24 protein-coding genes are annotated in these 23607 nt (G+C 68.5%); 12 read left to right on the top strand and 12 right to left on the bottom strand.

The features are described from left to right. Position 1 precedes the first annotated feature (1 nt). From EV651_RS08315 to EV651_RS08290, 7 genes are all read right to left on the bottom strand, one after another. Positions 2–976 (bottom strand): ABC transporter ATP-binding protein, encoded by a 975-nt coding sequence (locus EV651_RS08315; protein WP_133783763.1) that lies wholly within the window; start codon positions 974–976, stop codon positions 2–4. A gap of 75 nt (positions 977–1051) precedes the next feature. After that, positions 1052–1198: a hypothetical protein gene (locus EV651_RS41265; RefSeq protein ID WP_166658537.1), complete on the bottom strand. Its 147-nt coding sequence runs from the start codon at positions 1196–1198 to the stop codon at positions 1052–1054. Between the two features lie 142 nt (positions 1199–1340). Then, positions 1341–2525, bottom strand: coding sequence for a sialidase family protein (locus tag EV651_RS08310; RefSeq protein WP_133783761.1), 1185 nt, complete (start codon positions 2523–2525; stop codon positions 1341–1343). Next, positions 2518–3027, bottom strand: coding sequence for an RNA polymerase sigma factor (locus tag EV651_RS08305; protein ID WP_133783759.1), 510 nt, complete (start codon positions 3025–3027; stop codon positions 2518–2520). The genes EV651_RS08310 and EV651_RS08305 overlap by 8 nt, the downstream gene beginning before the upstream one ends. Before the next feature lie 79 nt (positions 3028–3106). Beyond that, the gene (locus tag EV651_RS08300; RefSeq protein WP_133783758.1) at positions 3107–3625 is read right to left on the bottom strand and encodes a GNAT family N-acetyltransferase; all 519 of its coding nucleotides are present in this window, start codon (positions 3623–3625) and stop codon (positions 3107–3109) included. 49 nt (positions 3626–3674) lie between these two features. Then, positions 3675–4418, bottom strand: coding sequence for a rhomboid family intramembrane serine protease (locus EV651_RS08295; protein WP_133783756.1), 744 nt, complete (start codon positions 4416–4418; stop codon positions 3675–3677). Positions 4419–4478: 60 nt separating this feature from the next. After that, positions 4479–5021: a peptidylprolyl isomerase gene (locus tag EV651_RS08290; RefSeq protein WP_133783753.1), complete on the bottom strand. Its 543-nt coding sequence runs from the start codon at positions 5019–5021 to the stop codon at positions 4479–4481. A 239-nt stretch (positions 5022–5260) separates the two neighbouring features. Between EV651_RS08290 and EV651_RS08285 the strand changes: the two genes are divergently transcribed. Beyond that, entirely contained in the window at positions 5261–6103 is an 843-nt protein-coding gene (locus EV651_RS08285; RefSeq protein WP_133783750.1) for a hypothetical protein, read from the top strand. 83 nt (positions 6104–6186) lie between these two features. Here EV651_RS08285 and EV651_RS08280 read toward each other — a convergent pair whose 3' ends face one another. Together EV651_RS08280 and EV651_RS08275 are read right to left on the bottom strand one after the other, a co-directional pair. Beyond that, complete coding sequence (locus EV651_RS08280) at positions 6187–6501, bottom strand: hypothetical protein (protein ID WP_133783748.1); 315 nt, start codon at positions 6499–6501, stop codon at positions 6187–6189. A 156-nt stretch (positions 6502–6657) separates the two neighbouring features. After that, complete coding sequence (locus tag EV651_RS08275) at positions 6658–7131, bottom strand: methylated-DNA--[protein]-cysteine S-methyltransferase (protein WP_133783746.1); 474 nt, start codon at positions 7129–7131, stop codon at positions 6658–6660. A 110-nt stretch (positions 7132–7241) separates the two neighbouring features. Here EV651_RS08275 and EV651_RS08270 point away from each other — a divergent pair, with 110 nt between their 5' ends. From EV651_RS08270 to EV651_RS08260, 3 genes are all read left to right on the top strand, one after another. Further along, entirely contained in the window at positions 7242–7967 is a 726-nt protein-coding gene (locus tag EV651_RS08270; protein ID WP_133783744.1) for a DUF4328 domain-containing protein, read from the top strand. A gap of 229 nt (positions 7968–8196) precedes the next feature. After that, positions 8197–10218, top strand: coding sequence for a DUF4328 domain-containing protein (locus tag EV651_RS08265; RefSeq protein ID WP_238156742.1), 2022 nt, complete (start codon positions 8197–8199; stop codon positions 10216–10218). 12 nt (positions 10219–10230) lie between these two features. After that, the gene (locus EV651_RS08260; protein WP_133783740.1) at positions 10231–11019 is read left to right on the top strand and encodes a sugar phosphate isomerase/epimerase; all 789 of its coding nucleotides are present in this window, start codon (positions 10231–10233) and stop codon (positions 11017–11019) included. Here EV651_RS08260 and EV651_RS08255 read toward each other — a convergent pair. Continuing rightward, positions 10980–11546 carry a TetR family transcriptional regulator gene (locus EV651_RS08255; protein WP_133783738.1) on the bottom strand — a complete coding sequence of 189 codons (567 nt, stop codon included), beginning with the start codon at positions 11544–11546 and terminating at the stop codon, positions 10980–10982. The two genes, EV651_RS08260 and EV651_RS08255, sit on opposite strands and share 40 nt — an antisense overlap. A gap of 86 nt (positions 11547–11632) precedes the next feature. Between EV651_RS08255 and EV651_RS08250 the strand changes: the two genes are divergently transcribed. Then, complete coding sequence (locus EV651_RS08250; protein WP_133783736.1) at positions 11633–12775, top strand: NAD(P)/FAD-dependent oxidoreductase; 1143 nt, start codon at positions 11633–11635, stop codon at positions 12773–12775. Here EV651_RS08250 and EV651_RS08245 read toward each other — a convergent pair. Further along, complete coding sequence (locus tag EV651_RS08245; protein ID WP_133783734.1) at positions 12772–13770, bottom strand: LacI family DNA-binding transcriptional regulator; 999 nt, start codon at positions 13768–13770, stop codon at positions 12772–12774. The two genes, EV651_RS08250 and EV651_RS08245, sit on opposite strands and share 4 nt — an antisense overlap. Before the next feature lie 267 nt (positions 13771–14037). Between EV651_RS08245 and EV651_RS08235 the strand changes: the two genes are divergently transcribed. The 5 genes from EV651_RS08235 (at position 14038) to EV651_RS08215 (ending at position 19709) form a co-directional block, all read left to right on the top strand. Then, positions 14038–15543, top strand: coding sequence for an alpha-N-arabinofuranosidase (locus tag EV651_RS08235; RefSeq protein ID WP_133783732.1), 1506 nt, complete (start codon positions 14038–14040; stop codon positions 15541–15543). 19 nt (positions 15544–15562) lie between these two features. Further along, positions 15563–17773: a family 43 glycosylhydrolase gene (locus EV651_RS08230; RefSeq protein WP_238156741.1), complete on the top strand. Its 2211-nt coding sequence runs from the start codon at positions 15563–15565 to the stop codon at positions 17771–17773. After that, positions 17774–18664, top strand: a complete 891-nt coding sequence (locus EV651_RS08225; RefSeq protein WP_133783730.1) for a glycoside hydrolase family 43 protein — start codon at positions 17774–17776, stop codon at positions 18662–18664. Between the two features lie 269 nt (positions 18665–18933). Next, positions 18934–19338 (top strand): hypothetical protein, encoded by a 405-nt coding sequence (locus tag EV651_RS08220; protein WP_133783728.1) that lies wholly within the window; start codon positions 18934–18936, stop codon positions 19336–19338. Then, on the top strand, positions 19335–19709 hold the full coding sequence (locus EV651_RS08215; protein ID WP_166658536.1) for a helix-turn-helix domain-containing protein: 375 nt from the start codon (positions 19335–19337) through the stop codon (positions 19707–19709). Before EV651_RS08220 ends, EV651_RS08215 begins: the two co-directional genes overlap by 4 nt. Before the next feature lie 255 nt (positions 19710–19964). On the opposite strand, the gene EV651_RS08205 is transcribed toward EV651_RS08215, so the two are convergent. Then, the gene (locus tag EV651_RS08205; protein ID WP_133783726.1) at positions 19965–21329 is read right to left on the bottom strand and encodes a PLP-dependent aminotransferase family protein; all 1365 of its coding nucleotides are present in this window, start codon (positions 21327–21329) and stop codon (positions 19965–19967) included. An 18-nt stretch (positions 21330–21347) separates the two neighbouring features. Here EV651_RS08205 and EV651_RS08200 point away from each other — a divergent pair, with 18 nt between their 5' ends. Both EV651_RS08200 and EV651_RS08195 read left to right on the top strand, forming a co-directional pair. Continuing rightward, a complete protein-coding gene (locus EV651_RS08200) occupies positions 21348–22292 on the top strand; it encodes an RNA polymerase sigma-70 factor (protein WP_133783724.1) in 945 nt (314 codons plus the stop codon). An 80-nt stretch (positions 22293–22372) separates the two neighbouring features. Continuing rightward, positions 22373–23593, top strand: a complete 1221-nt coding sequence (locus tag EV651_RS08195; protein ID WP_133783722.1) for an NAD(P)/FAD-dependent oxidoreductase — start codon at positions 22373–22375, stop codon at positions 23591–23593. Positions 23594–23607: the final 14 nt, after the last annotated feature.

Raw genomic sequence — 23607 nt, 5'->3', positions numbered from 1 at the left:
CTCACGATCGACCGACCGGTACGTCGTTGTCGACGAGCTCGAGGTAGACATCTTCAAGGCTGTGGTGTGACACGGTGATCGACAGCACGTCCGCGTCCGCCTTCACCAGCGCCCGGGTGACGCCTGGGGCCGCGACTGCCGGATCCGCGACGGTCAGCACGTAGGTCGAGGGACCGTCCTCGTGCCAGCCGGCGACGCCCGGTACGCCGAGGAACACGTGGTCGGGCTCGGGAATCGGGGCCACCGTGCGCACTGTGAGAGTCCGGGCGAAGAGCTCGTCGCGCAGTTGGTCGGGCCGGCCGATGGTGCGGAGCGCGGTGTTCAGGATGGCTACCCGGTCGCAGAGTCGTTCCGCCTCGTCCAAGCGGTGCGTGGTGAGGAAGATGGTGACACCGCGGCGGCGGAGTCCGTCGATCAGGTCGTGCACCTCGCGGGCCGCGACCGGATCGAGTCCGGAGGTCGGCTCGTCCAGGAACAGCACCTGCGGATCGTTGAGCAGCGCGCGGGCCAGCGCGACGCGTTGCCGAAGACCCTTGGACAAGGCACCGCAGGCATCGTTCGCACGATCGGGGAGGCGCACTGCGCCCAGCGCATCGTCAATGCGATCGCGCGCGGCAGGCACCTCGTACAGGTCGGCGAAGCACTGCAGGTTCTCGAGGACGCTCAATCGCAGGTACAGCCCGGGCGACTCGGGCATGATCGAGATCTGGCGGCGGATCTCCACGCCGTTCTCGGGCGTCAGCGGGAGTCCGGCGACGGTGGCCGAGCCGGACGTCGGCGTCAGGAGCGTTCCGAGCGTCCGGACGGTGGTCGTCTTGCCGGCGCCGTTCGGCCCCAGGAATCCGAACACCTCGCCGTAGCCGATCTCGAACGAGACCTCCTCGAACGCCACCCGGTCGCCGAAATGCTTGCTCAGCCGATCGGCCGACAACGCCGGTGCGGTAGAGGTGCCGCTGCCTTCGGTCACCGCGTCCACGGCCCCTCGCTCCGGCTTTCGCTTCCCCTGGGTATTTCGAGATTACCCCGGGGTTCCGCTCGCGCGGCTGCTGAGTCAGGAGGCCTTGGCCTGCTGCTTCTGCTGGGAGATGCGGTTGGTCTGCAAGGCGGTCACCGCGTTCGGAGACTCCGGCGCGGCCGGCCGCACAACCTGATGCTCGTTACCGGGCCGGGCTCGCTTGTCCACAGCACGTGGGCTCATACCGATGTCCTAACCGTTCGGTCCCCCGTCGGGACGTCACTTGATTAGACGAGCACAAGCCCTCACCTGTCATGTCCTTTTATCCAACTGAGCCGAAATTGTGGCCTAGGCCGATTAGTTTCCTTTTGAATCTCCGGAGCCCCTAGCGAGGGTCGAAGTACTTCCAGGTCTTGCCGTGGTCGGTGCTGGTGAGGGCGTGGTCGCCGTTGTACTGCAGCCCGTAGACGAACTCGCCTACCGCGTTCAGTTGGCCCAGGTCGGCCGGCGGGGTCAACGGCCTACCGGCGCCGGGGCGGAGGAGTTCGCGCTTCTTGCCTTGAAACAGCGCGAGCCCCGTTCCGTTGTCGAAGGCAACGGGAGACGACAGGTACGGCGCGTTCCGGGTGGCCACCGTCGTCCAGTGTTCGCCGCGGTCGGTGGACAACCGCAGCGGGACCAGGTCATTCGGCGTACCGGGCTTGCCGCCTGGGATCGCCACGATCGTCCTGCCGTCGGGGCTGACACCCAGGTGGCCGCCCATCCGGCCCGGGCTGATGACGGAGTGGTCCCAGGTCTTGCCGTGGTCGTCGGTCCAGTAGATGTTGCTGACGCCGCTGTTCCTGGCGCCGACCAGCCACCACCGTCCGGTGCTGTCGCGCTGGGGCTCGGAGGCGTTGTCGATCCCGGGGATCTTCACCTCCCGCAGGGTGCCGGTTTCCAGATTCAGCGCCCGCAGAGTGCCGTAAGCCAGCAGCACGTCGCCCTCGGCGAACTCGCTGGTCGGCGCAGCCCAGCGCAGCCGCTTCTCGACCCGGCCCTGATCCGTCAGGCGAACCATCACGGACTGGGCCCAGGTCGGATCGCTGCCCTTCATGCTCGTCGGCATCGACACTGCCAGTGCCTCGTCACGGGTCTGCAGCACGACGTACTGGTTCTTGCGGACCGGTGCGGTGGTCCGTACTCCGTCACGGCTCAGCACCGCGGCGTAGTTCCAGGTGTTTCGCGGCTGTAGTGACGTCCACCCCGAGGCCCACCGCGTCGGTGTGGCGAACGCGATACCGGCCAGACCCGACTTCTTGTCGCCGATCAGCTTCTCGGCCGCGTGGTCAACAGCGATCGACGCCGGCGTGCCGGCGGCCGGCGGCTTCTCGGTGCCGGTCACGTTCTCGAGCGGCAGTACGGCGGCCAGTACTGCGATCGTCACCGCCGCAACGACTCCCGCGCCGGTCAGCGCCTGGCGACGGTGCCGGCGGCGGACGCCACGACGCTCCAGAGCCTCGAAGGGCAACGGCTGGACGGTCTCCTGGACCTCCCAGGACAGTTCTTTCAGCTCTTTCAGCTCAGACATGGTTGACCTCCTCGACGTCGTCAGCGAATTCGTGGACCAGCGGAGCCAGGCGGGACCTGCCCCGGGAGAGGCGAGCCTTGACGGTCCCCACCGGCACACCCAGCTGTACGGCGATCTCACTCACCGGCAGATCGACGATGTGGTGCAGCACGATCGCCTCGCGCTGTTCGTAGGGAAGCCGCCGCAGGGCCTCGACCAGAGCGACGCGGTCCGCGGACAGTCCGGTTGTCGTGGTCTCGGGGACACCTGCCCGGGAGAGCAACCCGTGGAATCGGGTCGCGCGGCGGTAGCGCCGACGTACGGCGTTGAGCGCGACCGTACGCAGCCACGCCTCCGGGTTGTCGAGCTGGGCGAGCCGTTGGGGCTTCTCGACGGCGCGGACGAACGCCTCCTGCACGGCGTCCTCGGCCTCGCCCAGGTTCCCGCAGATCGCGAACAGTTGCCCGACCAGCCGCCGGTAGCACCCCTCGTACAGCTCGCGCACCGTGTCGCCGTCAGCCATCACCACTCCCCAGATCGGACCCTTTGCCTGCACGAGTCCCGGCAGGAGGATCCGGTTGCATCACGAACGCAAGTTCGTGTCAGCGGGCTGGGCGTTCGAAGATGAGCTCGAGTCCGTCCTCTTCGTCCCACTGTTCGCCGTTCTCGACGAACCCGAAGCCGGCGATGGTGGCCAGCGATGCCTGGTTGGTGGGGCTGATCGTCGCCCGGACGGTCCGTACGTCGGGTTCGGCCGCCGCACGCTCGAGGAGCGCGGTCAGGATCGCCTTGGCGAAACCCTGGCGCCGGTACGGCGGGTCGACCGTGTAGCCGATCTCCACCATGCCGGCCTCGTCAGGCGGACCGTGGAACCCGGCGTAGCCGACCACGATGCCTTCGGCCACGGCGAGCTTGACGAGCCACCCGAAGGTGGCGGGATCCCGGTTCAGCTGATCCAGGCGGTACTGCCACAGCCACTTGGCCCTGTCACTGAGGAACTCGTCGCCGAGCGCGAAGCCGAGCTCAGCCTGCGCCGCAGCGCGGTCATCCGCCAGCAACGCGCTCAGCGCAGCCCCGGTCATCTCGACAAAGCGAACCGCCGGAGCGGAAGAAGTAGTCATCCCCCTCATCCTCACCGCCCACCACCCCGCCAGGCGAACCATTAACCAGCTAGGCGGATTGTTTGTTGCGGTGGTGGTTTGCGAGTTGGAGGTAGATCCAGGCGACTGCGGCGCCCACTACGAAGCCGCCCAGGTGGCCTTGCCAGGAGACGTTCGGGATGGCGAAGGACAGGAAGGCGGTGACCGCGACGTACATGATGATCCAGGTGATGTCCTGGCCGCGGGCGCGGCTGATCACCAGGAGGGCGCCGACCAGGCCGAGGACCGCGCCGGAGGCGCCGAGGGTCGCGCCGCCGGGGGCCGACAGGAACCAGACTGCGACGCTGCCGCCCAGCGCGGACAGCAGGTAGAGGACCGTGAAGCGGAGCCGGCCGAGCATCTGCTCCAGGGGCGGACCGAGCTGCCAGAGCATGAACAGGTTCGAGAAGATGTGGAAGAGCTGCACGTGCGTGAACGCCGACGTGAGCAGTCGCCACGGCTCGCTCTCGGTCAGCACCGGGACCATCACCAGGTCGCCGAGGAGCCGCGGGCTGCCGGTGCGGACCGCGATGAAGACCAGGACGTTCAGCGCCAGCAGCGTGTAGGTAACGACCTGCTGGCTGCCGGCGCGCTGGATGCCGCCGAGCGAGGTGCGGGTCCGCGGAACCGAGCGGACGCCCTCGTTGAAACAGTTCGGGCACTGGAAGCCGACGGCGGCGCTGTTCATGCACGCCGGGCAGATCGGCCGGTCGCAGCGCTGGCAGCGCACCCCGGCGGGCCGATCCGGGTGCCGGTAGCAGACGGTCTCGGTCACGCGGGTGGGTCCTCCTGTGAAAGAGCGGGACCGGGCGTGCCCCGGCCCCGCTCCGGAAAATCAGGCGTTCTTGCGCTCGACGACGACCTTGTTGATCACGATCGGCTCGAGCGGCCGGTCGCCGGGCGCGGTGTCGGCGGAGGCGATCGCGTCCACGACCTTCTTCGAGTCGTCGTCGACGACCTCACCGAAGATCGTGTGCTTGCGGTTCAGGTGCGGCGTCGGGACCACGGTCACGAAGAACTGCGAACCGTTGGTGCCGTGGCCGAACTGGATGCCGGCGTTCGCCATCGCGAGCAGGTACGGACGGTCGAACTGGAGCTCCGGGTGGATCTCGTCGTCGAACTGGTACCCGGGCGTTCCGGTGCCGGTGCCGAGCGGGCAGCCGCCCTGGATCATGAACCCGTCGATCACCCGGTGGAAGCCGAGGCCGTCGTAGAACGGCTTGGTGACCTGCTGCCCGGTCTCCGGGTCGGTCCACTCCTTGGTGCCCTCGGCCAGGCCGACGAAGTTGCTCACCGTCTTCGGCGCGTGGTTGGGGAACAACCTGATGACGACGTCGCCCTTGTTCGTCTGCAGGGTCGCGTACAGCTCTTCGGCCACGGGAGTCACTCCTAGTCGGATCACTACGGCTTACCCCTCGATCCTGTCATGTCACTCCAAGAACTCCGACATCGACGCGGATGTGTACGGACAGTGCCGTGGGGGCACCGGGTTATCGGCCGGAAACGTCGTACGATGCAGATGAAGCCGGGTTTGTCCAGAGTCGTCACCAGAAAGCGTCCATGTCGCCGATGGGCGGGAGAGCTGTCCGCGGCGCGGGCGGCACCGAGGAGGGAACCGTGGGTTTGAGGAAGTCCAAGGGCCGGGTCGAGGTCGCGAAGGACCGGGTCAGGCCACTCGCCGAGTCGGCGTCGGAGAAGTTCGGACCGGCCGTCGGTCAGGTCCGTGACCACCTCGGGCCGGCTGTGGGCACCGCACGGGAGAAGGTGTCGCCGTACGCCGAGAAGGCTGTCGAGCGGGGCGCACACCTTGCTCACCAGGCGGTCGAGAAGGCCGGTCCGGTGCTCGACGACGCGCTCGCCAAGGTCGGTCCGGCCACCGAGCACGCTGCCGAGAAGGCCCGCGAGCGGCTGAACGACGACGTACTGCCGAAGGTGACCGCCGCGCTGGCGGCGATGGCAGCCGCCGCCGAACCGGTCGTCGAGGAGACCGCCCGCCGGGGCAAGGCCACCAAGGCCGCGCTGAAGGGCGAGCTCGAGGTGCCGAAGAAGAGCCACAAGCTCCGCAACATGGTGCTGTTCCTGGGCCTCGGCGCGCTGGCCGCGGCAGCGGTGAAGAAGCTGCTCACCCCGCCGGAGCCGGCCTGGCAGTCCACGCCGACCAGCGGTCGCGACTACAGCTCCGCCCCGGCGGGTACGTCGTCGCGCCCGACCGACACCCCGTCGTCCAACGGCAAGACCGACGCCACGCCGGAGGCCGACACGACCAAGACCGACGCATCCGAGACCGAAGCCCCCAAGACCGACGGTCAGGCGGACGGTTCCACGGCCGAGGCGCCGAAGGCGGAGGCCAAGGCAGATGCGGCCAAGGACGAGGTGAAGGCCGCCTCGAACGGCGCCACCAAGAGGACCACCACCAGGAAGTCGACGGGCTCGGGCGAGTCCAAGCCCAGCGACTCCTGACACCACCGCAACGGCGAAGGTCCCGAACCCCGGCTGGGGTTCGGGACCTTCGTCTGTCCGGACGTCGCCTTGCGCGTACGACGTCAGTTGACCTGTGGTTCCGGGTCGTCGGACTTCGCCATCGTGTACCGGCCTGCTGACAGCAGTTGGGTGGCGTACCGGTGCGTGATGCACGGGTAAGTGCCGCCGCAGCTCAGGCAGACCGCGTCGTTGCGGTGCAGCCAGGGGACGACCTTGAGCCGCCTGGTCCAGGTCAGTGGCTCCCGATCGGGGGCGTGCATCCGGAGCGCCGTGCGGGCCGCGTGCTGGATCTCGGGGGCCGACCATTCCTCGGCGCTCTTGTCCATCAGGGCGCTGAGGTCGGGGTGGAGGTGGTCAGTGGTGCGGGCTTTGTTCATTTATATGTGTCTTCCAAGGCAGGTGGGAGGACGCCTGAATCGGGTGGTGGGGTGGGTTTGCGACTAGCACTGAATCACTCGCTTCAAACGTTAGTGCCCCTGTGCGGCCACCGCGCCTCGATCTGCGCCTGCCGAGTGTCAGATCTTCGTCAGGTCTCAGATCCAGAGCGTCTCGAGGGTGACCCGGGCCTCGAGCTCGAGCAGGTGCCGTTTGGTCGGGATGCCGCCGCCGAAGCCGACCATCTTCCCGCCGGCGCCGACCACCCGGTGGCACGGCACGACGATCGCGATCGGGTTCCGGTTGCACGCCGTCCCGACGGCGCGGGCGGCCCCGGCGTCGCCGACGATCTTGGCAACGTCGCCGTACGTCTGCATCTCGCCGTACGGGATCCGGGTGAGCTGGGTCCAGACCACGCGCTCGAAGTCGGAGCCGCCGCGGACCGAGAGCGGCAGTGTGAACTCCTGGAGCTCGCCGGCGAAGTACGCCTTCAGTTGCTCGGCGGCCTCGGTCAGCAGCGGATCGGCGCCGAGCGGCCGGTCGGTCGCCCCGAAGTGCAGCCGGCACAGCCCGGTCTCGTCGACCGCGAGCGTGAGATCGCCGATCGGTGAGTCCACAACAGACCAGTGCATACGACCATCCTCCCCGCCTCCACCGACACTTTTCTGGCAGAAATGCGCCACGGAGTGGCCGCAACGTGAGGTTCTCGCTCGGTCACGGCCTGTTGTGCTATGCCTGATCCATGCCGAGCCGGGCGTCGCAAGTACCGCAGGACCGGTGGTTCAGTTCCGAGCGGGCCATGGGTATCGGTGCGTCGATCCTGATCGGGGTCGTCACCGTCACCACGTGGTCGACCGCGTGGTCGGACTGGAACCTGTACCGGACCCGCAAGGTGTACGGCGGCGACCCGGACAAACTGGCCGAGGCCGACCTGATCTCCGGCTCGCTCGGGATCGTCGCCGCGCTGGCGCTGCTCGCGGCCGCGGTGGTGTTCATCGTCTGGCTGTGGCGGGTCCGCTGGAACGCGGAGATGTTCTGCCGTGGCGAGCACCGGTTCACCCGCGGCTGGGTGCTCGGGTGCTGGCTGGTCCCGGTGGTGAACCTCTGGTACCCGAAGCAGGTCGTCGACGACGTCGTCGCGGCCAGCGACCCGCGGACCGATCCGTTGACCCCGATGCTCAAGGACGTTCCGGGCACGCCCCTGGTCTGGGCCTGGTGGCTGACCTGGGTGGCCGGCCTGGTCACCGGGAACATCGTGCAAAGAGGGGTTCTCGTCGGCGCGTCGGAGCTGGGAGATCTGCGGACCAACGTCATACTGTCCTCCGTCTCGGCGCTGTTCACCACCGGCGCGGCCGTGCTCGCAGTCATCCTGATCCAGCGGATCGACGAGCTTCAGAGCAGTCGTCCGTGGGTGCCGTGGTGGGCGGTCGGGACACCGCAGAGCGGCTTCCAACCACCTGCGCGGTAAACCAAACCGTCACGCCCCGTCTTCTCCCTCGTTACCACTGGTGATGGGCGTACGAAAAGAACACGTTAAGTCGACACCCTCTGCGCTGGGGCCGACTGCCCTGGCATACCTACTTCGTGGTATCAATGTGGCTCGGTCACGCGGGGGTAGGGCCAGGCAGATACGCCGGACAGACGACGGAGTTCCAGCAACGCGAGGGACGCGAGACGTGAGCCACCCGCAGGCATTGATGACTGCTGTCGAGGATCAGGAAGAGTGGCAGCCGCACGCGGCTGAAGAGTTCCAGCAGGTCGGGACGGTCGGCAAGATCGCGATCGGACTACTGGGCGCATCAACGGTCACTCACCTGCTGTCCACCTGGTCCGACTGGAACACGTATTCCGTGGTGCACCGCTATCTCGGCGGCATGCCGAACGTCGACGACGCGGACCTGAACCGCGCCGACGCGATCGCCAAGGTCACCGCGATCCCGAACGTGATCGTCTCGGTCGCCGCAGCGGTCGTCTTCGTCATCTGGTTGTGGCGGGCCCGGGTCAACTCCGAGGTCTTCTCGCAGGCCGACCACCGCCGCAGCCACGGCTGGGTACTGGCCAGCTGGTTCGTCCCCGGACCCAACCTCTGGTACCCGAAACAGATCGTCGACGACGTCTGGATCGCCAGCGACCCGAAGACCCCCGTGTACACCGACGACCTGCGCCGGTTCAGGACACCGACCCTCACCTCCGTGTGGTGGGTCGCCTGGATCGGCGCTCTCGCGTTCGACGTGGTGGTCCGCCGGTTCCTGATGTGGATGGAAGCCACCGTCGGCTCGCTGCGCGGTATCGCTCTGGCCGGTACGGCGTCCCTCGTGCTGACGGTCGTCTCCGCGGTCGCCGCGACGATGGTGATCCGCAAGATCAACCACATGCAGACCACGCGTGAGTGGGTGCCGTGGTGGGACCAGGGCCCGAAGCTCAGCGCCGTTCCGTCGTACGAGGTGACGCAGGTGCCGTCGTACGCGAACGACGACACCGACGAGCAGCCCGCGATCTCCGAGCCGATCGCCGCCGGGCCTTCGCTCGGTCTGGTCCGCGCGCCGCAGCTGCAGATGGCCGGCCCTCCGCAGGCGCCCGTGCAGAACCCGTTCGCCCCAACTCCGGCACCGCAGAGCTTCCCGGGCGACGGTGCTGCCGCCCCGGCGGCGTTCGCCGGCGGTCCTTCGGCCGCCGACGCGCCGAAGTGGAGCCCGTTCGCCCCGGTCGCCGAGAACTGGCAGGACGACGACGCCGGTCCGGCTACCGAGCAGTTCAACCCGATCGAGACCTGGCGGGACGAGAAGCCGGTCGAGGAGACGACGTACGAGGCGCCGCAGCAGAGCTGGGACGACTACCGCAGCTCGCTCACCGCGGACGTGCTCGGTACGACGAGCAGCTGGCGTGACGAGGCTGCGCCGATGACCGTCGTACAGCCCGACCCCTACGGCTACCAGCCCGAGCCGGAACCCCAGCCCCAGCCCCAGCCCCAGCCCCAGCCCCAGCCCCAGCCCGCCGAGGAGCCGTGGGCGGCGCGCTACTCCGAGCCGTACTCGTACGAGTCCGACTACCTCACCTCGACGGCCTCCCCTGTGGAGGCGCAGACCGCACCCGAGCCTGAGCCCGCGCCTGTTGCGCGCGCCGGCCGGCGGGCCGCTCGGGTCGCGGTCGACAGCCCGTCGGCGATTCAGCCGGCGGTGCCGAACCACTCGCCGCGCGTCTCCCAGGCCGAGACGTACTCCTCGTACTCGGACCACAACGTCTACGGGCCGTCCGAGCACACGCAGCCGTCGTCGCACGTGTCCGCGTCGTCCGGGTACTACGAGCCGGCGCCGGCGCCGAGCTACCAGGAGCAGGACGACTTCCTGACCCCGTCGAAGCCGCTCCCGCCGGTGCCGTCGTACGGTCCGGAGCCGACGTACTCCTCCGGTGGGTACTCCGACCAGGAGACGTCGTACACCTCGGACTACTCCTCGTCGTACAACTCCGAGTCCTACGGCTCGAACAACTACGACGCGTACGGCAGCAATGGCAGCTCGGAGTACACGAGCACCGAGTCCTACGAGACCTACAGCCCGAACTACGCCACTGAGTCGTACGGGACGCAGTACTCGCCGGAGCCGGAGCAGACCGAGCACCAGCAACACTCGCCGTACGCCTACGAGCAGCAGCAGCAGCCGACCGACCCCGAGCAGCCGACCGGTCCGCGGACCCTGCCGCGCCGTGGCCGCTGGATCTGATCAGATAGCAGTATGCGTTTAGGTTTCGCCACCCTCGGTTGTCCCGGAGCCGCACTCGACGACGTCCTGGCGCTTGCCCAGGGCAACAACTTCGCCGGCCTGGAGCTCCGGGCCGCGCCGGACGAGTTCACGAACACGGGTCTGTCGGCGACGCAGCGCCGTGAGCTGCGGACCCGGATCGAGGACGCCGGCCTGGAGATCTTCGCGGTCAGCAGCTACGTGAAGCTCTGCGCGGTCGAGGAGCAGCCGCTCGAGGAACACCTCGAACTCGCCGCGGACCTCGGCGCCCGAGGTGTCCGCGTGTTCCCCGGGGACGATCCCGGTGAGGGTACGCCGGACGGCCCGAGCGCCGGTGAGATCCGCGCGCTTGACCGGGTGACGACCGCACCGAAGGACGTCCCGATCCTGCTGGAGACGCACGACTCGCACTCGACGGCCCGGCAGGTCGCCGCGTTCTGTGCGCTGCTCGACACCGACGTCCCCGGCCACAACGTGAAGGCTCTCTGGGACACGTCGCACACCTGGTCGCACGGCGAGGCCCTGGCCGAGTCGTTCGCCCTGCTGCGGCCGTGGCTCGAGTTGGTCCAGTTCAAGCAGGCCGACTCACAGCAGGACTACCGCCCCGTCGCGATCGACGCCGGCGACTTCCCGATCGGCGAGCTGCTGACGGTTCTCGACGGCACCGATTACCCGCTCTCCCTCGAGTGGGAGCTCAAGTGGCATCCGCAGCTCCCGTCATTGGCGGAGACCCTGCCGGCCGTTCACGCCTGGTTGAGCGTCGGAGCCGGCGAGGTCAAGTAGCGGGCCAACGTAGGCCCGAGCCAGGCGACCACCTCGTCGTCGGGCATCGTCGCGATCGGCGGGAAGCCGAGGATGTACCGGCAGAGCGCGAAGCCGAGCACCTGACTCGCGACCAGACCTGCCCGTACGTCGGGTTGATCGACTGCCTGTACCCGCAGCGTGGGAGCGAGCTGCGCCGCGAAGATCGAGCGCATGCGCTCGACCGCGACCTCGTTGGTGACCGCGGTCCGCAGCAGCACCCGCAATGAATCGTCGGCCTCCCACCGCTCCAGGAAGTGCCGCGCGAGTGCCTCCCCCAGCGATTCCAGCGATATGTCGCCGAAGTCCGGCAACCGGATGTCGAACTCGGCTGCCGCCGCGAACAGCTTCTCCTTGCTGCCGTAGTACCGCATCACCATCGCCGGGTCGATGGCCGCGTCGGCCGCGATCGCCCGGATCGTCGCCCGCTCGTACCCGTCCGCGCCGAACCGCTCGCGGGCCGCCGCGAGGATCGCCGCCCTGGTCCGATCGGACTTCTTCTCCGCCATGCCCACAGCATATGCCAACACCTGTTGACTTTTGCTATCCCTGGGCCTAGCGTGAAAGTCAACAGGTGTTGATAAAAGGAGCGACGATGATTCCCCAGCAGGCAGAAATCGTGGTGGTCGGTGCCGGTCCGGTCGGGCTCGCCGTGGCGGTCGGGCTCCGGCTGCACGGACATGACGTCGTGGTCGTCGATCAGCAGGCCGAGGGTGCGAACACCTCGCGGGCCTGCGTGATCCACCCGCGGACGCTGGAGGTGCTGGAGCAGCTCGGCGTCACCAAGCGGCTCGTCGACCTCGGCCTGGAGCTCGAGGACTTCGCGATCCGCGCCGGCGACCGCAAGCTGATCCCGGTCGGCTTCGCGGACCTGCCGACCGCCTACCCGTTCGTCACGATGATCCCCCAGCCGGTCACCGAGCAGGTGTTGCTCGAACGGCTCGAGGAGCTCGGCGGCTCGGTGCTCCGTCCGTACGCCGCGACCGGCCTGACCCAGACCGCCGACGGTGCCGAGGTCACGCTCGACAGCGGCGACGTGATCAAGGCGCAGTACGTCGTGGCAGCCGACGGCATGAACAGCACGATCCGCGAACTCGCCGGCCTGCGGATGCCGGGCAACACCCTGCAGATCTCGTGCAGCCTGGTCGACGTCCGCGTCGACAGTGGCCTGCCGGTCGACGAGGTCGCGCTGTACTTCGCCTCTGCCGGACTGCTCGTCGTGGCGCCGCTGCCGGACGGAAGCTTCCGGCTCGTCGCCGAGATGCACGACGCGCCGGAGCATCCCGATCTCGCCTACGCGCAGCGGTTGCTGGCCGATCGTGGTCCGCGCAAGGCGCACCCGAAGGTCACCGAGGTGGTCTGGGGTTCGCGGTTCCGGATCCACGAGCGGGTCGCCGACGCCTACCGTGCGGGTCGCGTGCTCCTGGCCGGCGACGCCGCCCACACGCACAGTCCGGCCGGCGGCCAGGGCATGAACCTCGGCCTGCGCGACGCGGTCACCCTGGCAGACGCCCTGTCGACCGCCCTGGCAGGCGACGAGTCGGGCCTCGACGCCTACGCCGCGAACAGCCGTGCGGAGGCGGTCCGGGTGATCGGCCTGGCACACCGCCTGACCCGCCTCGCGAACGTCCCGCGCGCGATCCGCCCGGTGCGCAACGCCGTACTCAGCCTGGTCGGTCGAGTGAGCAAGACCCAGAACGGCCTCGCCAAGCAGTTGGCCGGCTTCCCGGAGCGTTAACCCCCGGTCGACTCGCGGATCTGCAACGTGTACGGGACGGTGAGGTCGCGGTGGGTGGACCCACCGTTCCCGGCGATGCGGTCGAGGAGTAGGGCGACCGCGTTGTCGGCCAGCCATTCCGTGTCCTGCGAGATCGTGGTCAGTGACGGCGAGTGGTACCGGCCGTCCTCGATGTCGTCGAAGCCCACCACGGCCACGTCCTGCGGCACCCGCAGGCCCGCCTCGGCCAGCGCCCGCAGAGCGCCCAGAGCGAGCAGGTCGTTGAAACAGAACACCGCGTCCGGCGGCTCGGGCAGCGCCAGCAGTTCCCGCATTGCCATGGCTCCGTCGAGTCGGTGGTACCCCGACGCGGCCAGCTCCAGCGTGGCGTCGTGCGATATCCCGGCAGCCTTGAGCGCCTTGCGGTACCCCTTCCGCCGGACCGCGCCAGTGCTCGTCCCGCCGACGCCGATCGCTGCGATCCGGTGCCGGCCCAGTGAGATCAGGTGGGTGGTTGCGTCGTACGACGCCTGCACCGAGTCGACCGCGACGCGGTCGAACTGACCGCCGGCCGGCCGTTCACCGAGCAGGACCAGCGGCTTCCCGGTGTCCGCCGAGGTGAGCTTGGCCGGGGCCGTGGCCAGCGGGGAGAAGATGATGCCGTCGATCAGCTGTCCGCGCATGCCGTCCAGGACGAATCGCTCGGCGGCGGACTCGCCCTCGGTCTGGTCGATCAGCACGGTGATCCCGCGACGCTTCGCGGCCCGGCTGATCTCCGCTCCGAGTTCGGCGAAGTACGGCGAACCCATCTCCGGGATGGCCAGCGCGATGAAGTCCGAGCGGCCCTTGCGCAGCGACCGGGCGCTGACGTTCGGCTTGTAGTCCAGGGCGGCGATCGCGGCCTCGACCTTGGCCCGGGTGCGCGCGGTGATGTGCGGGTAGTCGTTGATCACGTTCGAGACGGTCTTCACCGACACACCGGCCCGCGCGGCCACGTCGCTCAGCCTGGTCGCCATCGGAGCACCCTCCTGTCACCGTCCCGTCGCCCGAGTGTGCCATTGCTCAGCTCTTTACACCGATTGTCAATCGTTGTAGACATCCACGGTAAACGTTGTAACCGGTCCCCGGGAGGTCGAGGTCGTGTCTGCTCATCACACGCCTACTGCGCGGCACTCGGCACGGCACCTCGCCGCACGGGTGCAAAGGCCACGATGCTCCGCATCGAGACCTTCGCCCCCGCACGCCGATTCACCGCACCGAGCACCTGCTCGCGACGGCGTGTGATGAGCAGACACGACCTGGTGGCGCGCCTAGTGGTGGATCCGGCGTTCGTGGTCGGGGCGCTGGACCGGCGGGTGTTCGGCTCGTTCGTCGAGCACATGGGGCGCTGCGTCTACACCGGGATCTACGAGCCGGGGCATCCCACCGCCGACGCGGACGGGTTCCGGCAGGACGTGCTCGCGCTGGTCCGCGAGCTCGGCGTGACCGCGATCCGTTACCCGGGCGGCAACTTCGTCTCGAACTACGACTGGGAGGACGGCGTCGGGCCGAAGGACGAGCGGCCGCGGCGGCTCGACCTGGCCTGGCGGGCGATCGAGCCGAACCAGTTCGGCACCGACGAGTTCGTCGCCTGGTCGCGCAAGGCCGGCGTACAACCCATCTGGGCGGTCAATCTCGGCACCCGTGGAATCCGCGAGGCCGTCGACCTGCTCGAGTACTGCAACCTCCCGGCGGGCACCGCGCTGGGCGACCGCCGGGTCGCGAACGGCAGCCCGGAGCCGCACGACATCCGGATCTGGTGCCTGGGCAACGAAATGGACGGCCCCTGGCAGATCGGCCACAAGACCGCCGAGGAGTACGCGCGGCTCGCCGAGGAGACCGCGAACGCGATGCGGCGCGTCGATCCCGGCCTCGAACTGGTCGCCTGCGGATCGAGCAACGCCGGGATGCCGACGTTCGGCGACTGGGAACGCGTCGTCCTGGAGCGCACCTACGACCTGGTCGACCACATCAGCCTGCACGCGTACTACGAGCCGCGCGACGGCGACCAGGCGAGTTTCCTGGCCGCCGCCGAGGAGATGGACCGGATGATCTCCGCGGTGGTCGCGACCGCCGACCACGTGAAGGCGCTCAAACGCAGCGACAAGGAGCTGACGCTGTCCTTCGACGAGTGGAACGTCTGGTACCAGCAGCACTTCCCCGGCGAGCTCGGCCTGCCGATCCGCGAGGTCGGCCCACTGATCGAGGACACCTACACCGTCGACGACGCGGTGGTCGTCGGCAGCCTGCTGATCACGTTGCTCCGGCACGCCGACCGGGTGAAGATCGCTTGCCTCGCGCAACTGGTGAACGTGATCGGCCCGATCCGCACCGAGCCCGGTGGGCGCGCGTGGCGGCAGACGATCTTCTACCCGTTCGCCCTGACCGCGCAGTACGCCGGCCCGACCGTGCTGCGGACCGCGATCACCGGAGGCCCGGAGCTCGACACCTCGGCCTTCGGCCGCATCCCGGCTCTCTGGAGCACAGCGACGTACGACGAGAACACCGGGGAGACCGCGATCTTCGTGGTGAACCGGAGCGAGACCGACAAGATCGACCTGGAAATCCCGGTGACCGGAAGTGTGATCCGGCACCTGGCTCTCTATGACGAGGACCGCTCCGCCGTGAACACGGCGGACGATCCGGACCGGGTCCAGCCCCGGGCCGTCGACACCACCGAGGTCGTCGACGGTGTCTGCCGTGCCATGCTGCCGCCCGCATCGTGGCACGTGATCCAACTCAGCAGTTGATTCGAGAGGGGACCCGCCCGTGCCTTCGAAACGACTACTCGCCGCAGTCCTGACTGTGGCTGCCGTCGCAGCCGGCACCTCGGCTGCGACTGCCGCACCACCGGTGACAACGACCAACGCGATCAGCTCCAGCTTCGCCGACACCTTCGCCGACCCGTCGATCATCCAGGGCCGCGACGGCTACTGGTACGCGTACGCCACCTCCGATCCACTGGTGGGAGGAGGCCCGTTCGGCCTGATGCACATGGCCCGGACCAAGGACTTCAGCTCCTGGGAGTACCTCGGCACGGTCTTCAACGACCAGACCAAGCCGGCCTGGGCCGCGCCCGGCTCGTTCTTCTGGGCGCCGGACATCAGGTACTTCGACGGTCATTACGTCATGTACTTCACCGTCACCGACACCGTGGCCAACCCCGGTGGCGACCCCGCAATCGGCGTGGCCACCGCCCCGACTCCAGCGGGACCGTGGACCGCGACCGACGGGCCTGTCGTCGCCCCGAAGCCGGACGGCAACGGCGGCTTCTTCGGCACCATCGACCCGGCGATGCTCACCGCCGCGGACGGCAAACGGTACCTGTACTACGGCGGCTTCTACGGCGGCATCTCCGTCACCGAGCTGAGCGCCGACGGCATGCACGCGGTCGGTGAGCCGACACAGATCACGATCGGCGACCGCTACGAGGGCTCGTACGTCGTCTACCGCGACGGCTGGTACTACTTCATGGGCTCGTCGATGAACTGCTGCGCCGGGCCGACCACCGGATACTCCGTGTTCGCCGGACGCTCCCGCTCCCCCCGCGGCCCGTTCGTCGACGCCGACGGCGCCGCGCTCACCGACTCCCGGGTCGGCGGTACGACGGTCATCACGCAGAACGGCAACAAGTGGATCGGCCCCGGCCACCACGCGTTCATCACCGACGCGGCCGGACAGGACCACATCGTCTACCACGCGATCGACCGCGGTACGCCGTGGCTGACCGATCCGTTCGGGATCAACCGGCGGCCGATGCTGATCGACAACATCGACTGGATCAACGGCTGGCCCCGCACGCGCGCCGGCCTCGGCCCGTCCGAGGGCCCGGTCCCTGCGCCGACCACCGGCTCGTCCCTCGGCATCGACTCCACCGACCCGGCGTCGGGCATCCAAGGCGCCACCAGACAACCGGGCGACTCGCTCGGCGGACCGACCGCGACCATCAACGGCGCCGCCCAAACCCGAGCAGCTGCACCTGCTGGTTCGCTCCGAGTAGAGGCGGATGCCCGACTCGGCACCTCCTTCACCACGGTCCTCGGCAACCAGGTCGTGGCGACTGTCGCGAACAATCGGGTGACGCTCACGGTCGGTCGCCGTACGACGTCGGCGAGCCTGCCGCCCGACTTCGACCGCACCCAGTGGAACAACCTGTCCGTGCAGGTCTCCGGATCCACCGTGACAGCACGACTCAACGACGCCGGCCTCGGAGATCTCTATGCGGAGGCACGGCTGGAGGTGCCCGGGCTCAAACTCAGCTCGGCCCCGGTGCGGTGGCTCGGCTCGGCGGAGGTGGACAACCTGACTGTCCGCCCGGTAGCGCGGCCAGTGACGAAGTTGGCCGACGTACCGCGGACCGGTGACCTGCTGTCCGGCGACGACTTCGACGGTCCGCTCGGTGCGGACTGGTCGTGGGTCCGTCAGGACGACAAGGCGACTGTTGCCGACGGCAAGTTGTCGTGGCCGCTGGAGAACGCCGACATGACCGGATCGTCCAACAACGCCGGGTTGCTGCTGCACGCGACGCCTGCCGGGAACAGCTGGATCGCGGAGACCAAGCTCCACCTCGACACCGGGGAGGGAGATGTCCGCAACTACCAGCAGGCCGGCATGATCGCGTACCTGAACGACAGCGACTTCGCCCGGCTCGGCAGTGTGGCGATCTGGAAGACCCGCCAGACGGAGTACGGGCGGGAGCTCGTGGCACGGCCGTCGGACGGCGCGACGTCGTACGGCGCGGCCGCGATCGGGCGCTCGGCGCCGACGTTGTGGATGCGGCTCGCGTACCACCAGAACGCTGCCGGTGAGCACGTCTACCGCGCCGGTACCTCGGTGGACGGGAAGAACTGGACCTGGGGCGCGTCGTGGGTGCTGCCGAGAGCGGCTCGCATTGGTCTCTACGCACACGGCGAGTTCACCGGCGCGAACCCACCGCCGGTCGCCACCTTCGACTACCTGAAGTTCTACGAGAGCAGATAAATGGGATTCTCCAATCCGGTGTACGACGGCAGCTTCGCCGATCCGCAGATCATTGCGGTCGGCAACGACTACTACGCCTTCGCGACCAACGGGCCGCTGGGCAACGTGCAGACGCTGACCTCCCGCGACCTCGTGTCGTGGGAGGCGGTGGGTGACGCGCTGCCGTCGTTGCCGGATTGGACCGCTCCCGGACGGGTGTGGGCGCCGGAGATCGCGGCGCACGCGCCCGACCGGTACGTCATGTATTACACGTCGCGGGACACCGCGGCGGATCGGCAGGCCGTCGGCGTCGCGGTGGCGTCCACCCCCACAGGTCCATATGTCGACAAATCGATGAAGCCGCTGATCAGTCAGGCCGAGGAGGGCGGCTCGATCGACGCGTCGCCGTTCCAGGACTCGACCGGCGGGCGCTGGCTGTACTGGAAGAACGACGGCAACGCGATCGGCGTCGACACCTGGATCTACGTGTCCGAGCTGTCCGCGGACGGTCTCACGCTGACCGGTCCGGTGCATCGGCTGATCAAGCAGGACCTGCCGTGGGAGGGCGACCTGGTCGAGGCGCCGTACATGGTCGAGCGGAACGGGAAGTTCCATCTGTTCTACTCCGGCAACGCGTTCGACAAGGCGACGTACGCCGTCGGCCATGCACTGTGCGAGTCGCCGATCGGTCCCTGCGTGAAGACCGGCGATCCCATCCTGAAGTCAAGCCCCGACGCAGCCGGGCCCGGCCACAACATGGTCCTCGGCGACTGGTTCGTCTACCACGCCTGGGACCCCACACAGGTCGGCACCGACCCCAAGGGCCGCACCATGTGGCTCTCCCACCTGACCTGGAACGCCGACACCCCAATCGTCCAACCACCCCTGACACACAACCCCCTGGACCCCTGACCCATCTCGCTCCGCCCCGCATCAAAGAGGCCAGGTGCGCCTGAGCTCCACGTTCGAGTCCGAGCCGGACACCGGCGGCGTGGACCGCACCGGGTGGGGGTGGTGGGCGACTCGTCGTACCTGCTGTACGCCAACGGCACAGTTCTCCGCTGTGGCCGGCGCGGCGAGTGCATCCGCACCAACATAACGGTTCAAGAACGCCGATTGTGGCAGCCAGGCACTGCCGATATGATTTGTGAGTCATATGTCTCTGGTATCATAGTTGCGCCGTGCACATCGACTGGCCAGCTGACTTCGGTGCTTGGCTCGACGACCTTGAAGAGCGAGTCGAGAAAGGAGACGGGCATGCGAAGCAGATCCTCATCCTCGTCACCGCTGCACTCAAACGTCTGCAGGAACTCAAGGAGCCACCCACCCGCGACCAAGAAAGCGCGAGCCTCCGGTGGGTCCGGCAGTCGAGGCGGCATCTGCTCTGGCGCGTCTCGCACCCGTACCGGCCGGGTGTCGCCGTCCGGCTCATCTGTTGGTTTCCGCCGGACTCCGAGACCGTTGTCGTCGCCTTGTTCGCCGGTGACAAAGCGCGTATCGGTGACGTGTTCTACAACTCCGTCGGCGCTCGGGCCGACGGTCTCATCGACCAGTGGAAACGAGAAGCGATGAGGGGACGCTCATGACTGGCAACGAGTCCGACCGTACGACGTTCGTGCGCGGGAACAAGCGCCTCGATGACTTGCTGGCGCGTCCGGACATCGCTGCCGGCGTCGCCGAAGTCGAGGCCGAGGCCCGTGAGCTGGATCGAGTCTACGCAGAGAATCTCGCGATGATTCGCCGGGCTGGTGATCTGACTCAGGTGGAGGTGGCGGAGAAGCTCGGAGTCGGCCAAGCAGTCGTGTCGCGGCTGGAGCGGCGCAACGACATGCTGCTGTCCACCCTCGCGGACTATCTCCACGCGACCGGGGCGGAACATCCACGCATCGTTGCAGTCCTCAACGGCATGGAGGTCGAGTTGGACCTCGACCAGTTCCGCGCACCGCGCTCGGCATAATCCAGAACCTTTCCGGTTCGAGGCCGGGTCGGTTACCGCCGCCGGTGCGCATACGGCCACTGGGGCTTCGAGACCCTGATCGCCAACAAGTGCGGCAACTACGGCACGCTCCTGCTGGGCATCGACAAGGACACCAAGAGCGGCTATCTGTACGCCGTTGGTCACGCCAACGGTGATCAACAACCTCGGCAAGGTCAACGGCACCTTCGTCGATCCGGCACTTCCGCTGGGGTCCGGTCGACTTCTACGACCCGCTCAGCGGTGAGTGAGGATTTCGGTCAGGGTTGTCAGGGCGCGGTGCAGGTCGGGTGTTGACGGAGTTGCGTAGCCGATTACGAGGCCTGGGGGGCCCGGCACGGTGCGGCGGTACTCGGACAGTGGTGCTACTACGACGCCGGCCTCGCGGGCCGCGGCCGCGATGCGCAGATCGTCCGCGTCGTCGGGAAGCAAGAGCGTGATGTGCAGGCCCGCGTCCTGGCCGACGATCTGACCGTACGGCGACAGTACTGCGCACGTGTGGGTACGACGGTCCGCGTACATCCGGCGCCCGCGGCGAACGGCCTGGTCGAGGTAGCCGTCGCGGAGCATGGCGAGCATGGCGGCCTGCATCGGCCAGCCGGGCCAGTCGCCGGAGTCGGCCCGGAACGCGGCGAGCCGATCCACCATCGCCTCGGACGCCACCAGCCAGCCCAGGCGGAGTGCTGGACTCAGCGTCTTCGACAGTGTCCCGAGATGGACGACCCGCTCCAGATCCAGTTGCGCGAGGGCGGGCAGCGGCGCGACGTCGTACCGGAACTCGCTGTCGTAGTCGTCCTCGATCAGCAGGCTCCCGGTGCGGCGCGCCCAGCGGACCAGTTCGTTGCGTCGGGCAACGGGCAACCGGCCGCCGAGCGGGTACTGGTGCGACGGCGTGACGTAGACGGCGGCAGCCTCGGTGAGGGCGTCGACCTGCAGGCCGTCCTCGTCGACCGGGACGTCGACGATCTCGAGCCGGTGGTCGCGCGCGGCGACGACCGCGTTCAGATAGCCGGGGTCCTCGATCGCGATCCGGTCGCCGGGCTGCCGCGTGACCGTGAGCAGCAGCCGCAGTCCGTGGACGGTGCCGTTGGTGACGAGCACGTTCTCCGGTCCGCAGGCGATTCCGCGGACCCGGGCGACGTGGTCCGCCAGAGCGGCGCGCAGCGCGGGAAGCCCGGCCGCGTCGTCGTACCCGCGCGGCGGTGACTGGGTGGACACCTCACGCCACGCTCGCCGCCAGCCCGGATCAGGCGTCGGGGCGATGTACGGAATACCGGGGCGCAGCGTGAGGAGTTTCGCGTCGGCACCGGGCCGGTGTTGTGGGCGTCGTCGTACGGCGGGTTGCAGCGGGACGACGTCCGTGACGAAGGTGCCGGCGCCGGTGCGCCCCTCGATCCAGCCCTCGGCATGCAACTGGTCGTACGCCGCCTGCGTCACGGACCGCGAGACCCCGAGCTCCCGCGCGAGATCGCGCGTGGACGGCAGCCGATGACCGGCATGGAGCCGCCCGTCCAGCACCGCCGCACGGAACTGTTCCGCGAGCTGCAGGTGCAACGGCAGTCCGGCGGCCCGGTCGATCGTCAGCGGCAGCGAACTCTGCACGCCAACTAGGATCGCAGCATGACCATGACCGCGGAGGACGTGTCTCGTTTCGAGCGGTCCAGAGGTCGGCTGGAGGCGATCGCGTACCGGATGCTCGGTTCGGCGAGCGAGGCGGAGGACGCCGTACAGGAGACGTTCCTGCGCTGGCAGGCCAGCGACACCACCCGCATCGAGGTCCCCGAGGCGTGGCTGACGAAGGTGCTCACCAATCTCTGCCTCAACCAGCTCGCCTCCGCACGCGCGCGGCGGGAGACGTACGTCGGCCAATGGCTGCCAGAGCCGCTGCTCGACGGCGACCCGATGCTCGGCCCGGCGGACACCGTGGAGCAGCGCGAGTCGGTGTCGTACGCCGTACTCACGCTGATGGAGCGCCTGGCGCCGAACGAGCGGGCGGTCTACGTACTGCGGGAGGCGTTCGACTACGCGCACCGGGAGATCGCCGAGATCCTCGAGATCAGCGAGTCCGCCAGTCAGCAGACCTTCCGCCGGGCCAAGCAGCACCTCGCGGACGGCCGGGCGCGTACCGAGGTCGACGAGGCCGTGGCCCGGCGGATCGTCGACGAGTTCCTGGCCGCCGCGACCAGCGGCCAGACCGACTCGATCGTGCGGCTGCTCACCGCCGACGCCGTCTCGATCGGCGACGGTGGCGGCAAGGTCCCGGCCCGGACCACCGCGGTCGAAGGCGCGCTCGCGGTCGCCCGCTTCCTGCGCGGTCTGTTCAGGCCGACCGAAGCGAAGCGCATGTACGTCGGCGGTCCGGCGGATGTCTACGCCTGGACGGTCAACAGCGAGCCCGCTCTCGTGGTGGTCGTGAACGGCGAGGTCATCGGTGTCATCTGCCTCGAGGTCACCGCCGACGGTGTGACCGCCGTCCGCACCCAGGCGAACCCGGACAAGCTGGCGCGTGCGACCGAACTGTTCGCCGCCTCCGATCACGGGGAACCGCTGACGACCATCCTGTGAGCTGCTTCACATCGCAGACCTGTCATGAAACGCCCGCCTGCCCGGTTCAAGGGGTGACCGAATCAGACGGGAGTACGAATATGAAGCACCGCATCGTAGTTCTCGGCGCCGGGTACTCCGGAGCCGTCGCCGCCGGCCGTCTCGCCGCCCGGCTGTACCGCGACGAGGTCAGCGTCACGCTCGTGAACGCCGAGACCGACTTCGTGGAGCGGGTCCGGATGCACCAGGTAGCCACCGGCCGGGACCTCAAGTTCCGTCCGTTCGAGCAAATGTTCGCCGGGACAGGCGTCGAGCTGAAGTTCGCGAAGGTCACCGGGGTGGACGTCGACCGCAAGACGGTCGCGCTGGACCCCGAAGAGATGGACTCCGGAGAGATGGACTCCGGAGAGATGGACTCCGAAGAGCTGGAGTACGACACGCTCGTGTACGCGCTCGGCAGCCGCTGGAACCCGCAGGGCGTTCCGGGTGTCGCGGAGCACGCCTACGAGATCGCGAGTCGTCCCGGTGCACTTCGGCTGCGTGAGCGCCTGGCGTCACTGACTGCCGGCCAGACCGTGACGGTTGTCGGCGGAGGCCTCACGGGCGTCGAGTTCGTGACCGAGCTCGCCGAGTCGCGGCCGGATCTCGACGTGGCGTTCGCCGTCCGCGGAGAGCTGGGCGATTGGCTGTCCCCCAAGGGACGCCGGCACCTCCGGAAGGTCGTCGACCGGCTGGGCATCACTGTGCACGAGAACGCGGCGGTGACGAGGGTCGACGCGGATCAGCTGACGACGGCAGACGGTGGAACGATCCCGGCCGCGGTCACGGTGTGGACGGCCGGGTTCGCCGTACACCCGATCGTGGAGGCGACGTCGCTGAAGGTCAGCGACACCGGCCGGATCGTGGTCGACGAGACCATGCGGTCCGTCTCGCACCCGGACGTGTACGCCGTCGGCGACGCGGCGTACGCGATGGGCTCGAAGAACAAGCCGCTGCGGATGTCGTGCGCCTCGGGGCAGCCGATGGCGTGGCAGGCCGCCGACTCCATCGCAGCCCGGTTGACCGGCGGCAAGCTCGGGCACGCGCCGCTGTTCTACTTCAACCAGTGCATCTCGCTGGGGCGCAAGGACGGGCTGATCCAGTACGTCACCACCGACGACCGCGCCGTCAACGCGACCCTGACGGGCCGGGTGGCAGCCGTCTACAAGGAGCTGATCTGCAAGGGCGCCGCGTGGGGCACGGAGAACCCGACCATGGGCCTGCCGACTCGGCGCCGCCACGTGATCAACCAGGCCGTCCCGCTGCACGAATGGACTAGCTGATTCGAGCCGGAATG

The sequence above is a fragment of the Kribbella sp. VKM Ac-2571 genome (assembly GCF_004362255.1).
In the GTDB taxonomy this organism is placed as follows: Bacteria; Actinomycetota; Actinomycetes; order Propionibacteriales; family Kribbellaceae; genus Kribbella; species Kribbella pratensis.
The sequence above is the reverse complement of the archived record's forward strand: the minus strand, read 5'-3'. Positions and strand labels throughout refer to the sequence as shown.

Coding starts and splice junctions, on each gene's coding strand:
- EV651_RS41265 (WP_166658537.1), bottom strand. CDS start 1,198: ATGAGCCCACGTGCTGTGGACAAGCGAGCCCGGCCCGGTAACGAGCAT.
- EV651_RS08310 (WP_133783761.1), bottom strand. CDS start 2,525: ATGTCTGAGCTGAAAGAGCTGAAAGAACTGTCCTGGGAGGTCCAGGAG.
- EV651_RS08305 (WP_133783759.1), bottom strand. CDS start 3,027: ATGGCTGACGGCGACACGGTGCGCGAGCTGTACGAGGGGTGCTACCGG.
- EV651_RS08300 (WP_133783758.1), bottom strand. CDS start 3,625: ATGACTACTTCTTCCGCTCCGGCGGTTCGCTTTGTCGAGATGACCGGG.
- EV651_RS08280 (WP_133783748.1), bottom strand. CDS start 6,501: ATGAACAAAGCCCGCACCACTGACCACCTCCACCCCGACCTCAGCGCC.
- EV651_RS08275 (WP_133783746.1), bottom strand. CDS start 7,131: ATGCACTGGTCTGTTGTGGACTCACCGATCGGCGATCTCACGCTCGCG.
- EV651_RS08270 (WP_133783744.1), top strand. CDS start 7,242: ATGCCGAGCCGGGCGTCGCAAGTACCGCAGGACCGGTGGTTCAGTTCC.
- EV651_RS08265 (WP_238156742.1), top strand. CDS start 8,197: ATGACTGCTGTCGAGGATCAGGAAGAGTGGCAGCCGCACGCGGCTGAA.
- EV651_RS08260 (WP_133783740.1), top strand. CDS start 10,231: ATGCGTTTAGGTTTCGCCACCCTCGGTTGTCCCGGAGCCGCACTCGAC.
- EV651_RS08255 (WP_133783738.1), bottom strand. CDS start 11,546: ATGGCGGAGAAGAAGTCCGATCGGACCAGGGCGGCGATCCTCGCGGCG.
- EV651_RS08250 (WP_133783736.1), top strand. CDS start 11,633: ATGATTCCCCAGCAGGCAGAAATCGTGGTGGTCGGTGCCGGTCCGGTC.
- EV651_RS08245 (WP_133783734.1), bottom strand. CDS start 13,770: ATGGCGACCAGGCTGAGCGACGTGGCCGCGCGGGCCGGTGTGTCGGTG.
- EV651_RS08235 (WP_133783732.1), top strand. CDS start 14,038: ATGAGCAGACACGACCTGGTGGCGCGCCTAGTGGTGGATCCGGCGTTC.
- EV651_RS08225 (WP_133783730.1), top strand. CDS start 17,774: ATGGGATTCTCCAATCCGGTGTACGACGGCAGCTTCGCCGATCCGCAG.
- EV651_RS08215 (WP_166658536.1), top strand. CDS start 19,335: ATGACTGGCAACGAGTCCGACCGTACGACGTTCGTGCGCGGGAACAAG.
- EV651_RS08200 (WP_133783724.1), top strand. CDS start 21,348: ATGACCATGACCGCGGAGGACGTGTCTCGTTTCGAGCGGTCCAGAGGT.
- EV651_RS08195 (WP_133783722.1), top strand. CDS start 22,373: ATGAAGCACCGCATCGTAGTTCTCGGCGCCGGGTACTCCGGAGCCGTC.